This is a genomic window from Streptomyces sp. SID486 (assembly GCF_009865385.1).
Classification (GTDB): Bacteria; Actinomycetota; Actinomycetes; order Streptomycetales; family Streptomycetaceae; genus Streptomyces.
The window spans coordinates 1-211 of sequence record NZ_WWJT01000068.1; the positions used below are offsets into that span (position 1 = coordinate 1).

The 211-nt window shown below is 73.5% G+C and carries 1 protein-coding gene; it reads left to right on the forward strand.

From position 1 onward, the window contains the following. Positions 1-211, forward strand: a 211-nt coding sequence (locus tag GT045_RS03245; RefSeq protein ID WP_161333235.1) for a ketoacyl-synthetase C-terminal extension domain-containing protein, incomplete at both ends; no start/stop codon positions are given.

A 211-nucleotide genomic window follows, 5' to 3' on the forward strand; every position in this document is an offset into this window, starting at 1 on the left:
CTGCACGTGGACGAGCCGTCGCCGCACGTCGACTGGTCGGCCGGTGCTGTCGAACTGCTCACCGAGTCCACGTCCTGGCCGGAGACCGGCCGACCGCGCCGCGCCGGCGTCTCCTCCTTCGGCCTCAGCGGCACCAACGCCCACATCATCCTCGAACAGGCCCCTGACCAGGCGCCGGAGGAGGAGCCGGTCGCGCTCGTCCAGCCGCCGG